General features: G+C 71.5%; 10 protein-coding genes. All 10 read right to left on the bottom strand.

Translation table 11 applies throughout. The features are described 5' to 3' along the window. Positions 1-143: 143 nt before the first annotated feature. A complete protein-coding gene (locus QSK03_RS04185) occupies positions 144-1448 on the bottom strand; it encodes a hypothetical protein (protein WP_285648711.1) in 1305 nt (434 codons plus the stop codon). A gap of 28 nt (positions 1449-1476) precedes the next feature. Continuing rightward, complete coding sequence (locus tag QSK03_RS04190) at positions 1477-1965, bottom strand: hypothetical protein (RefSeq protein ID WP_285648712.1); 489 nt, start codon at positions 1963-1965, stop codon at positions 1477-1479. Positions 1966-2125: 160 nt separating this feature from the next. Beyond that, the gene (locus QSK03_RS04195) at positions 2126-3400 is read right to left on the bottom strand and encodes an MCE family protein (RefSeq protein ID WP_285648713.1); all 1275 of its coding nucleotides are present in this window, start codon (positions 3398-3400) and stop codon (positions 2126-2128) included. Further along, entirely contained in the window at positions 3397-4611 is a 1215-nt protein-coding gene (locus QSK03_RS04200) for an MCE family protein (protein WP_285648714.1), read from the bottom strand. The genes QSK03_RS04195 and QSK03_RS04200 overlap by 4 nt, the downstream gene beginning before the upstream one ends. Then, on the bottom strand, positions 4608-5984 hold the full coding sequence (locus tag QSK03_RS04205; RefSeq protein WP_285648715.1) for an MCE family protein: 1377 nt from the start codon (positions 5982-5984) through the stop codon (positions 4608-4610). The genes QSK03_RS04200 and QSK03_RS04205 overlap by 4 nt, the downstream gene beginning before the upstream one ends. After that, on the bottom strand, positions 5984-7300 hold the full coding sequence (locus QSK03_RS04210) for an MCE family protein (RefSeq protein ID WP_352231942.1): 1317 nt from the start codon (positions 7298-7300) through the stop codon (positions 5984-5986). Before QSK03_RS04210 ends, QSK03_RS04205 begins: the two co-directional genes overlap by 1 nt. After that, on the bottom strand, positions 7288-8382 hold the full coding sequence (locus QSK03_RS04215) for an MCE family protein (protein ID WP_285648716.1): 1095 nt from the start codon (positions 8380-8382) through the stop codon (positions 7288-7290). The genes QSK03_RS04210 and QSK03_RS04215 overlap by 13 nt, the downstream gene beginning before the upstream one ends. Further along, a complete protein-coding gene (locus tag QSK03_RS04220) occupies positions 8379-9851 on the bottom strand; it encodes an MCE family protein (protein WP_285648717.1) in 1473 nt (490 codons plus the stop codon). Before QSK03_RS04220 ends, QSK03_RS04215 begins: the two co-directional genes overlap by 4 nt. Further along, positions 9848-10684, bottom strand: coding sequence for an MlaE family ABC transporter permease (locus tag QSK03_RS04225; RefSeq protein ID WP_285648718.1), 837 nt, complete (start codon positions 10682-10684; stop codon positions 9848-9850). Before QSK03_RS04225 ends, QSK03_RS04220 begins: the two co-directional genes overlap by 4 nt. Before the next feature lie 53 nt (positions 10685-10737). After that, a complete protein-coding gene (locus tag QSK03_RS04230) occupies positions 10738-11532 on the bottom strand; it encodes an MlaE family ABC transporter permease (protein WP_285648719.1) in 795 nt (264 codons plus the stop codon). Between the last annotated feature and the right edge of the window lie 734 nt (positions 11533-12266).

Below are 12266 nucleotides of genomic sequence, written 5' to 3' on the forward strand. Positions count from 1 at the left end.
CCGCCCGTGCCCCCGGAGTCAAGTGGGGCGCGCCCGGTGTCATCCCCTCGGCCCGACCGGGTTCGGTGCAGGTCAGGACACACACGAACGCGCCGGGCCCGCCACGGTGTCGTCGTGGCGCGCCCGGCGCGTCGTGGTGGTGATCAGCGGTTGGCGGTCAGCGGCGTCAGCTCGGCCAGCTTCCAGCGCCCGTCGACGCGCTCCATCTGCAGGCGCAGCAGACCGGGGGCATTCGTCGACTGGCCGGTCGTGGTGCGCTGGGCGGAGAACTGGGTCAGCGCCATCACCTCGGCGCGGTCCCCGTTCATGGACACCACGCCGATGTTCACGACGGTCGCGGTCTGCCGCAGCTGCTGCTGCTGTGCCGGCTGCCGGATCGTCTGGTCGAACACCGAGAGGTAGCGGTCGGTGAACTGGCCGGTCGACATCTGCCGCGCGGCGTCGACCGAGTCGTCGAGCTTCGAGAAGTCGTAGGAGAAGATCTTCTCGATGGACTCGCGGCTCTGACCGACCAGCTCCGCGGTGCCGCCGACGTCCACCGTGGCCTGGTTGCTCACCGGGCCCGACGTCCACGCCTGGCGGCCCTGCCAGAACGCCAGGCCGGCCAGCACGAGGCACACGACGATGACGGCGACCAGCGTGACCGGCAGGGCCCGGGAGTCCCCGAAGGTCCGGAGGCGCTCGCGGACGCCGTCGAGGCGGCTCGGGGCCGCCTCCGGCTCGGTCTTCCGACCGCCGGTGCGGACCGGGCGCGCGGTCCGCGTCGGGGACGCGGCGATGTCGTCCGCGGCGCGGCGCGGACGCTCCGTCGTGGGCGCCGAGGCGCGCGGCGCCATCCCGGAGCCCCGGCGGACCTTGCCGGCCCGCGTGGCGGTGCTCGCGGTGCCGGCCGTCGCCGCCTCGGCCGAGGCGTCGTCGGTCGTCTCGGTGGCGTCGTCGACGTCGGTCGTGGCGGTCGCCCCGGACGCCCCGGTGGTGTCGGCGGCGTCCGTGGTGTCCGTCGTGTCGGCGGCGTCCGTGACCGCCGTGGGCTCTCCCGGTGCCGTCGGGGACGGCGACTCCGCGGTCACGGCGGACGTCGTCGACGCTGCGGTCGTCGCGGTGTCCCCGGCGGCGTCGGCGCCCTCCGCGGGCTCGGTGGCCCCCATCGGGAGCGCGGTGGTGTCCGTGACGTCCGCGGCGTCGGCCGCGGGCGCCTCGGTGGTGTCGGCCGTGGCCGAGGCGCTCGTGGCGTCCTCGGTCTCGCGCGGCGCCCCGGGAGCCGCGTCGCGCGGCGTCTCCGAGGTCTCGGTCGCGGCGGGGGCCTCGGTGACGGAGTCCTCGAGGGTGTCCAGGTCGTCGTCATCGACGCCCGGTCCGGCCGCGCCGGCGTGGGCGTGCTGACGCAGGCCGGCGACCTTGGGGCGACGGTTGGTCGAGCCGGGCTTCGTGCGGGAGCGGGGTGGCACGGTCACTCCCCCTTTCTGGGTCGCCGAGCTACTGCTGGCCGGTCGAGGGCGTCGCCTTGGAGGCCTTCCAGCCTTCCGGCGTGCGGATCATCTCGACGAGGAACAGCTGCTGCTTGGACTGGGGCTGCGCCGTGGCGCTGCGGGCGTTGACGTCGATCGCGACGATTGCCGAGGCCGTCGGCGGGTCGTGCTGCGGATCGAACGCGGTCAGGGCCGCGGAGACCGGGGTCGCGACGACCTCGGCCTGCGACTGGCGCAGGTTCTCGGCGAACTTCTGTCGCACCTGCTGGTACTGGCCGAGCATCGGCTCGGTGAGCGACGTCTGCGCGGCGTTCAGATCCGCGTCCAGCGTCGAGGGCCGCACCGTGTTGATGTTGACGACGATCTGCTGGGCGGCGTCGACGGCCTCGTCGCGCATGGCCGCGGAGGTCGCGTTCTCGCTCTGCGTGCCGGACCACCAGTAGACGCCGCTCACGACGGCGGCCGCGAGGGCCAGGACGGTCAGGATCGCCAGCACCGTGATGCTTCGACGGCGACGCCGCGCGGCGGTGGCCGCGGCGTCGGGGGAACCGTCGGTGGTCTCGGTGGGCTTGTCGGCCGTGTCCGTGGAAGACGTGGCGCTCAGCTCCTCAGGTCGTCCGCCGGGTCTCGGGGTCCCGGCGGTCGTGCTGCTCGGGTCAGTCGGTGCCCAGCCCCGGAATGATCACCGGAGGTGCGCCCCGGCCACTGCCCGCCAGGACACCGCCGGCCGGCAACGAGGCCAGCGCCGTCGTGTCCTGCTGGTCATTCTGCTGCTGCCCGGATCCGCCACTGGCGGCGGGTCCGCCGGGGTTCGACGAGTTGAACGGCGCGGGCCCCACGTTCTGGCTGCCGCGGACGTCCACCGGCGGTGCCTCGTTGCAACGCACGCTGGTGTCCATCGGGATGAAGTCCTTCGCCGTCGCCGGCCGCCAGCCGTTGTCCGGGGTCAGGTAGCCGTTGCGGCAGTACGGCGGGTCGGCGATGTTCAGCACCAGGCCGAAGTGCACGCGGCCGTCGCCGGGGACGACGGTCGGGGCCGCCGCCGAGAGCGCCGGGTAGGTCACGAGCACCTGCTCCACCCCGGCCAGCCGCGGCTGGATGATGCGGGTGACGGTCAGCAGGTTCGCGATCGTGCGGCTGAGGTCCGGGCCGACGTCCCGGATGAGGCCCTCGAGCTCCCTCGCGGCCGGCGGGGCCGAGTTGACCAGCCGACGCAGGTTCGGGTCGTCGGCCTTGAGCTGAGCCGTGAACAGCTGCAGGTCGCGGCTGAACGAGATGATCTGCGGCCCGAGGGAGGCCTGCGTGTTCAGGACGATGCGCCCGTCGCGCAGCAGCTGCGTGAACTGCGGCAGGTTGCGGATCGCGTCGGGGATCAGGGCGTTCGTCCCGTCGAGCAGGCGCTGCAGGTCCGGCCCCGCGCGGTCGAACGCCTTGTAGAGCTCGTCGACCGTGGTGCGGAGCTCGGGCAGGGGCACCGAGGTCGCCAGGGCGTTGAGGTCGGCGAGCAGCTGGTCCACCGGCACGGGGGTGCGGGTCCGCTCCTGCGGGATGATCGACCCGTCCTCGAGGTACGGGCCGGCGTCCGACGGCGGCTCGAGATCGACGAACTGCTCACCGACAGCCGACCGGTTGGCGATCACCGCGGTCGCCGACGCCGGGACGTCCGGCGAGTCGTTCTCGATCTCGAGGTCGACCTCGAGACCTTGCGGGGTGACCCGCATGTCGCCGACCTTGCCGATCTCGACCCCGCGGTAGCTCACCGAGGCGTCCGGGAAGATGCCGCCGGAGTCGGCCAGCTCCACCTTCACGACGTACGGGCCGAGGCCGATCAGCGAGTCGGCGCCGACGTAGCGCAGGCTCACGTAGCCGATGCCGACGATCGAGATGACGGCGAAGAGCGCCACCAGCCGCAGCGTGCGTGTGCCGATCATCCGCCGCTCCCTCCGCTGTTCCCGCCGCCGAGGCCTGGGAGCTGGGGCGACGGTCCGGCGGCGGTCTGGTTGTTCCCAGGCGAACCCGTGCCCTCGGTCGCCGTCGTGCCCTCCTGCGGCGTCGTGCCCGGCGGCTGCAGGAGCTTGAAGATCGCGTCGACCCCCGGCACCTGCGGGTTGTTGAGGATGTTCGTCAGGATCGCCTGGAGGTCCAGGTCGACCGTGACGTTGATGTTCGCGAAGTCGCCCTTGATGACGTTGAGCGAGTTGTCCGCGAACGGGATCGTCAGGAGGATCTGCAGCGACCCGGGCAGAGCGTCGCCGGACTCGACGAGGTTGCGCAGGATCGGCTGGAGGGCCCGCAGGTCGGCGACGGTGTTCGCCTGGCTGCGGCGGATGACGTCGGTCCCGACGTCCGAGAGCCGGTTCAGCGACTGCAGGGTCTGCACGAGCAGGGCCCGTTGCTGGTTGAGCACGTCCAGGCCCGGGCCGAGGTTGTCGATGACGTTCGCGATCCGCGCCCGCTGGTCGGCGAGCGTGCGGGTCAGGCGCTCGAGGGAGTCGATCGCCCGCACGATGTCCGCCTTCTGGCGGTCGAGCGTGCCGACCAGGGTGTCGAGGTTCGTCAGCAGCGACCGCAGCTGCGCCTCGTTGCCGGTGGTCGCCGCGTTGAGCTCGCGGGAGATCGTCTGGATCTTCTCGACGCCGCCGCCGTTGAGCAGCAGCGAGAGCGCCCCGAGGACCTCCTCCACCTGGGCCCCGACGTCGGTCCGGTCGACCGGGATCACCGCGCCCGCCTGCAGGCGTCCGTGCGGAGGGTCAGTGGGCGAGGGCAGGAGCTCGACGAACTTCTCGCCGAGGAGGCTCGTCTGGCGCAGCTTGGCCGTGGCGTTGGCCGGCAGGACGACGGCGCCGTTGACCTCGACCGTCGCCTGCGCGGTCCAGCCGTCCGGAGCGAGCGACACGTCACGGATGATCCCGACGGGCACGTCGTTGACCCGCACGCTGCCGTTGGGCACCAGGTCGACGACGTTCGAGAACTGCGCCGTCACCGTGTACGGGTTCGGGCCGAGGGCCGCGCCGCCGGGGAGCGGGACCTCCTGCAGTGAGTTGAGGCCGCAGCCCGTCAGCGCGAACACGGCGACCACCAGCAGCGTCGCCACCCGCGTCCGACGCGGCAGCGTCCGGCGCTCCTTCCGCGGCGCGCTCACTGGCCACCTCCGGTGCTCTCGAAGCCGAGGATGCCGCTGCCGGGCTGGAGGACCCCGCCCCCGCCGGCGCCGCCGCCCCCGCCGTTGCCGCCCTCGCCCGTGGTGGCGCCGCCGTTCTGGCCGCCGGCGCCCGGCAAGAGGTTGTTCGTCACGGGCTTCAGCGCGTCGAGAGTCGGCGTGCCGTTGAAGAGGTTGAGCAGGTTCTGGATCGGGGCCAGGGAGACGCCGAGCGGCGTGGTGCCCCCCGTGCCGTTCCCGAGGATCGCCCCGCACACCACCGAGGCCCGCGCCAGCTGCGTCACGGCCGCGCTCGGCGGCCCCTGGAGGATCGCCGGCACCCCTGGCTGGTTCGCGAGCAGGTTGCAGAGCAGGGCCCGCGGGTCCAGACCGTCACCGATGAGCTCCGGCGCGAGGACCGGTCGCACGTCGAGCGTCCCGGACGTGGCGTTGTACGAGTTCGTCAGATTGCCCAGGGCCGCGGGCGCCACGTTGGCGAACTCCGTGATCGCGGCGCGCTGGCGCACGAGGATGTCGGTGATGCGGGCGAGGCGGCCGACGTCGGTGCGCAGGATGTCGCGGTTGTCCCGGATGAAGCGGGCGACGTCGTCGAGCGCCGGCGGCAGTGTCGCCAGCACCGTCGACAGGTTGCCGCGCTCCGAGGCGAGGAAGCCGGCGATGTCCTGGAGCTGGTTGTTGAGGTCCCGGACCGCCCCGTCGTTGCGGGCGAGCATGTTCGTGAACTGCCCGAGGTTGTCCACCGTCGCGAAGAGGTTGTCGCGGTTGTCGGCCAGCGTGCCGACCGCGCCACCGAGCTCGGTGATGGTGCTCTTGAGGAGCTCACCGTTCCCGCCGAGGGCACCCGCCGACGACTGCAGCAGCTGGTTGAGGGCGCCCGTACGGTTCGCGCCGTTCGGCCCGAGGGCCCTCGCGATCGTGTCGAGGCTCTGGTAGACGCGGTCGAGCTCGACCGGCGTCGCCGTGCGCTCGACCGGGATCACCGCGCCGTCGGCGAGCTGGGGCCCGCCGGTGTAGGTCGGGCCGAGCTGGACGTAACGGTCGCTGACCAGGGTCGGCGCCACGATGACGGCCTGGGGGTCGGCCATCACCGGCGCATCGTTGTCGACCTTGAGCACGACCCGCACCACGTTGCCCTGGGGCACGATCGCGTCGACCGACCCCACCGGGATGCCCTGGATCGTCACCTCGTTGTCGACGTAGAGGCCGACCGTGTTGGCGAAGTACGCGGTGACGGTGCGCTGGGTCCCGCGCTGCAGGGCGTACCAGAGCCCGACCGTGGCGAGCAGGGCGAGCACGACGGCCACGGCCAGGGTGCGCGACGCGCTCTCGAAGAACGTGGCGACACGGTTCGACATCAGTTGCCCCCGCCCGTGCCGCCGGGAGTCTCACCGGGCAGGGCGGGCGCGGCGCCGCCCGCACGCGGGGCCAGCGCCGCCGTCAGCGCGTTCACGTCGGGCACCCCGTTCGGGAAGAGGATCGCCAGCTGCTGCGGAGTCAGACCGTTCGGGCCACCGCCGAGCAGACCCTGGAGCTGGGTGAGCTGTGCGGGGTTGAGGCCGGCGATGGCCTGCGCCAGCGCGGCCGGGGTGGCCGGCAGCGCCGGCAGGCCGAGCTGGGCCAGCGCGGCCTGCAGGATCTGCAGGAGCACCGCCGGGTCGACCGCGCCGAGCAGGCCGGCCGGATCCAGGCTCGAGCCCGGGTCGCACGCCTGGTCACCCGGCGGGTCCAGGTTGCAGATGTACGCGTCGAACCACCGGCCGTTGCCGACGACGTTGCCGAACACCCGGATGAACGGCGACAGCAGGCGCAGGCCGTTCTCGAGGTTCGCCGAGTTCTCCTCGAGCGTCGTGAGCACGCCGTTGAGCTCCTCGAGCGTCGGGCGCAGCGTCGCCTCGTTGTCGGCGACGAGGCCCCGGAGCTGCTCGGCGAGCGCGATCGTGCCGTTGAGCAGGTTGTCGATGGCGGCCTTGCGGGCCCGCAGCTCGCCCAGCAGGAGGTTGCCGTCGTTGATCAGCCGCTCCACCTCGGCGTCCCGGTCGGCGAGCACCTGGGTGGTCGTGCGGGTGTTCGCCAGCAGCCTCGACAGCTCCTGGTCGCGCGAGGAGATCGTCCGCGAGAGCCTGCTCAGGCCGTCGAGCGCGCCCCGGACCGGGCCGGCGGCGCCGTCGAGGGTCGTCGACAGCACGCCGAGGCTCTGGGAGAGCTGGTCGGTGTTGATGTCCTCGACCGTCGTCGACAGCTGCGAGAACGCCTGGATGACGTCGAACGGCGCCCGCGTGCGCTGCCGGGGGATCGCCTGGTCCGGGTCGAGCGGCTGGTCACCGGCCGGGTCGAGGGCGATGTACTTCTGCCCGAGCACCGTCTTGATCTCGATCGACGCCGAGGTCCGGTTCCCGATCCAGGCGTCGGGCGCCTTGAACGAGATGACGACGTCCGTGCCGTCGAGCTCGAGGTCGGTCACGGTGCCGACCCGGATGCCGGCCACCCGCACATCGTCGTCGGGCAGCACACCCGCCGACTCGCTGAACCGTGCCGTGTACGTCGGGCCCTGCCCGATCAGCGGCAGGTCCTTGATGTTCAGCGACGCGGCCATGAGCAGCAGCAGGATCGCGAGGCTCGCCGCGCCGATCGGGATCGGGTTCCGCTTGCGGAACGGCTTCATCCGCTGCATCGGTCCGCCGTATCCGGGAGGGGGAGGGTGAAGTCGCCGGGCTTCTGCGGACCGGCGCCGTCGGGATCGGGGAGGACCGGTCCCAGGATCGGGAACACGTCGCCGATCGGCTTGCCGCCGAAGTTGATGCTGCCGCCCGCGGCACACAGGTAGAAGTTGAACCAGGAGCCGTAGCTGCCGGCCCGGCCGAAGTTGTTCGCCTTCTGCGGCGTGAGCCGCAGGAAGTTCTCCACGAGGCCCCGGTTGTCGTTGAGGTTGGACGACAGCTGCCCCAGCCGCACGATGTCGTCGCGCAGCGGCGGGCGGGCGTCGGCCAGGAGGCCGGCCGTGGTCGTCGTCAGGTCGGCGATCGGCTGCAGGGTCTCCCCGATCGAGACGCGGTCGGCGGCGAGGCCGCTGACCAGCTGCTGCAGCGACACGATGAGACCGGACAGCCGGTCGTCCCGGGCGTTGACCGTGTCGAGCACGGCGTTCAGGTTGTTGATCAGACTGCCGATCACGGCGTCGCGGTCGGCGATCGTCGACGTCAGCGACGCGGTGCGGGCCAGCAGCGAGTTCACCGTGCCGCCCTCGCCCTGCAGCACCTGGATGATCTCGAACGACAGCTGGTTGATGTCGGTCGGGTTCAGCGCCTGGAACAGCGGCTTGAAGCCGTTGAAGACCACCGTCAGGTTCAGCGGCGGCCGGGTCTGGCTCTGGGGGACCGTCGCGCCGGGCGCCAGCATCGCGTTCATCGGCCCGTTGCCGCGGGCGATCTCGAGGTACCGCTGACCGACGAGGTTCTGGTACTTGATCGAGAAGATCGACCCCGTCGGCAGCTTGCGGTTCTCGTCGACCTTGAACGTCACCTCCGCGACGTTGCGGTCGACGAGCTGAACGTCGGTGACCTGACCGACCCGCACCCCGGCGATCCGCACGTCGCTGCCGGAGATGAGGCCGGACGCGTCGGTGAACCGCGCCTTGTAGTTCTCGGTGCTGCCGAAGTAGGAGTTCTGGATGGCCGTGGCCAGCAGGGCCACCGACAGCACCGTGACGATGGTGAAGATCACCAGCTTGATCAGCGGCGGAGCGAGCCCCCTCATCGGACCACCGCCGGGGCCCCGCGGAGCGTCGACGCCGTGAGGTAGGGCGCGAACGAGGGCACCTGCGCCGGGGTGATCCCCATCTGCATGGCCGTCACCTCGGTCACCAGCCCCCGCTCCTCGGGCGAGTTCGGGCTGTTCGGCAGGCCGATGTTGGCGCCGTCGACGCGGCCCGACGCCGCCTGGCCCTCGGTCTGGCCGCCGCCGTTCTGGCCGCCCGTGCGCGCCGCCGAGGCGGACTCGTCACCGGTCTGCGAGTCCTGGTCGATCTGCTCGCCCTGCCCGCCGGCGTAGGCGTCCTGCGTGCTCCGCGACGCCTCCGGGTGGTTGGACCCGTCCTGGATGGGACCTCCCGGCGGGTCCTGGGGCGCCTGGCCCTGGATCTGGTAGCAGCGCGGGCCGCGGGTGTCGAGGTACCGAGGTTCCTCGCCGGGCACGTACTTGCCCCGGTCGATCGTGATCTCGGCGTCGATCTGGATACCGGTGTCCGGCTTCAGGACCTCGTTGATCTTCGGTGTGAGGTCCGTCAGCTGCCGGAACAGGCAGGGGAACTCCGAGCTGTAGCGCGCGAGCAGCTCGAGGATCGGTCGCGAGGTGGCGGCGAGCTCGATGATGTTCTCCCGGTTCGCCGCGAGGAAGGCCGTCGTCGTGTCCGACGCCGAGGTCACCGAGCGGAAGGTCGACTCGAACGCCGCGCGCTGCTCGACGAGGGTCCGGCTGGTGGTGACGAGGTTGTCGAGCGCGAGGATCAGGTCCGGGCTCGCCTGGTTGTAGATGTCCGCCGTCGGGGCGAGCGCCCGCAGGTTGGCCTGCAGGTCGGGCAGCGCCGGGATGACGCCCTCGACGTACTGGTTGAGCAGCACCAGGGTGTTGCCCAGGTTCTTGCCGCGCCCGGACAGCGCCTGGGAGACCGCACCCAGGGTGTCCGAGAGCTTCTCCGGCTGCACCGCCGTGAGCACCGGCAGCAGGTTGTTGAGCACCTGCTCGGTCTCGGTGGCGTTCTGCGAGCGGTCCTGGGCGATCGTGTCGCCCTCCTCGAGGGGGCGCGCACTCCCGTTCGGCGGGATCGAGAGCGACACGTAGCGCTCGCCGAAGAGGGTCTTCGGGATCAGCATCGCCGTGGTGTTGCTGGGGATGGTCGGCAGGAAGTCGGGGTCCATCGCCATCTCGATCACGGCGCCCGACCCGTCGCTGTCGACGGACTTGATCTCGCCGACGATGACGCCGCGGACCTTGACGTCGCCCTGCTTGGAGAGCTGGTTGCCGACCGTGTCCGTGCGCAGGTAGACCGTATCGACCGGCTTGAACACCTTGTTGAAGTTGGCGATGCACAGCGCGACGATCAGCGCCATGATCAGGAGCAGCACCAGGCCGCTGAGGCGCCGCCGGGTGGGGCTCAGCGGCGGCCGCTTGTCCTTGACCTGCGGGCCCTCGTCCTCCCGCTCCATGGTCTGGGTCGGGGCGCTCATCCGGCGATCCTGATCGAGGTCGTGGTGCCCCAGATGGCCAGCGTCAGCAGGTTGTCGAGGATGTTGAAGATGACGATCGAGTTCCGGACGGCGTTGCCGACCGCGACGCCCACCCCGGCCGGCCCGCCGCTGGCGTTGTAGCCGTAGTAGCAGTGCACGAGGATGATCGCGAAGGCGAACACGAGCACTTTCGCGAACGAATAGACCACGTCCTGCGGTGGCAGGAACAGGTTGAAGTAGTGGTCGTACGTTCCCGGCGACTGCGTGTAGAAGTTCGTGACGAGCAGCCGGGACGCGAGGTACGAGCTCACGAGGCCGATGACATAGAGCGGGATGACCGCGATGAACCCGGCGACCACGCGGGTGGTCACCAGGAACGGCAGCGAGGGCACCGCCATGACCTCGAGGGCGTCGATCTCCTCCGACACCCGCTGGGCGCCGAGCTGGGCGGTGAAGCCCGCGCCGACCGTCGCGGACAGCGCCAGCGCCGACACCAGCGGCGCGACCTCGCGGGTGTTGAAGTAGGCGGTGACGAAGCCCGCGAACGCCGAGGTGCCGATCTGGTTCAGCGCCGAGTAGCCCTGGAGGCCGACGACGCTGCCGGTGAAGAAGGTCAGCGTGCCGACGATGACCACCGTGCCGCCGATGAGCGCGAGCGCGCCCGACCCGAAGGCCACCTCGGTCAGCAGACGGAGGACCTCGCGCTGGTAGCGCGTGACCGACTTCGGGATCCACCCGATGGTGCGCGCGAAGAACGACGCCTGGTCGCCGAGGGTGTCGAGGACACCCAGGGGTGCCTCGGCGACGCGCCGAGCGCGTGAAGTGATCGTCATCGAATCCTGGCCTGGGGAGCGGCGGTCAGAACGTCAGAGCTGGGTCGGAGAGATCAGAACTTGGACGGGGGCACGAGGTTGAGGTACACGGCCGTCACGATCACGTTGATCGCGAACAGCAGGATGAAGGTGATGACGACGGCCTGGTTGACCGCGTCGCCCACACCCTTCGGTCCGCCGGCGGGGTTGAGCCCCCGGTAGGCGGCGACGACGCCCGCGGCGAGACCGAAGAGCGCTGCCTTGATGAAGCCGACGATGAGGTCGCCGGTCTTCGACAGCGCCGAGAAGCCCTGCACGTAGGCGCCCGGGGTGACGCCCTGCAGCACGACGTTGAAGTAGTAGCCGCCGGCCACACCCACGAGGCAGACCAGCCCAAAGAGCAGCGACGACACGAGGATCGCGGCGAGGACCCGGGGCACGACCAGGCGCTGGATGGGGTTGACCCCGAGCACCTCCATCGCGTCGATCTCCTCGCGGATGGTGCGGGCACCGAGGTCGGCGCAGATCGCGGAGCCGCCGGCACCGGCGACCAGGAGCGCGCAGATGACCGGCGCCGCCTGCTGGATGACGGCCAGGGTGCTCGCCGCACCGGAGAACGACTGCGCACCGAACTGGCGGATCAGCGACCCGAGCTGCAGCGAGATGACCGAACCGAAGGAGATCGAGACCAGCGCCGAGGGGAGGATGCACACCCGGGAGATGAACCAGCACTGCTCGATGAACTCGCGCGTCTGGAACGGCCGCTGGAAGATGCCGACGACGACGTCGAGGCCGAGAGCGAACAGCTTCCCGGTGGCGGACAGCGCCCCGGCACCCGGGAAGTTGCCCGTCGCGATGCGGTTGCTCACGAGTCTCCCCGGCGGAACATGCGGCGCAGCCCGCCCACGAGACCCTCGTCCTGCTGTTGCTGCGGGGCGGGCTCGCGGCCGCTCGGGGCGCCGGCGCCCTGGTCGCCGTGCGATGCGTCCTCGCTGCCCTCGCGGTCCTCGCGGCGCTCCATCGGCACGATCCCGCCGGCCTGGCCGCCCTGCGCGCCCTGGTCGGACCGCGCGCTCAGGTTCGTCTGGGCGCCCTGGTCGTTCGCGGGCTGGTCGCGCCAGTGGTGCCGGCCGGTCTGCGCGTCGTCGCCCGGCGGCTGGGACTCCTGCGACTGCTGCGACTGCTGATCCTGCTGGGGCACCGCGATCTGCTCGGTCCGCGCGTCGTCGGAGGCGTCCTGCTGGTCGCCCTGCTGGTCGTCCTGACCCGACTGCTGGTCCTCGGGCGGGTTGCCGGCCTCGTCGGACTCCTCGTCGTCGCTCTTGGTGTGCTCGCCGGCCTGCGGGAGCACGACGGTGCCGCCGGCGTCCTCGTCGGCGGGCACGCCGACCAGGGGCTCGTCGGACTCCGGCGGGGCAGGCGGCGCCTTGCGCGCCTCGGCGTCCGCGTCGGGGTCGCCGCTGCCGGCCTGGTCGCCCTCGCCCTCGCCCTCGCCGGCCGGGGCCTCCTCGACCATCGAGTTGTCCTCGGCCTCCTGCATCGCCTGGTACCCGAAGGGGTCGGCGTCGGAGGGCGGGTTGTTGTAGGTGATCTCGATGAGCTC

The sequence above is a fragment of the Actinomycetospora sp. NBRC 106375 genome, from assembly GCF_030269665.1.
Lineage (GTDB): Bacteria > Actinomycetota > Actinomycetes > Mycobacteriales > Pseudonocardiaceae > Actinomycetospora.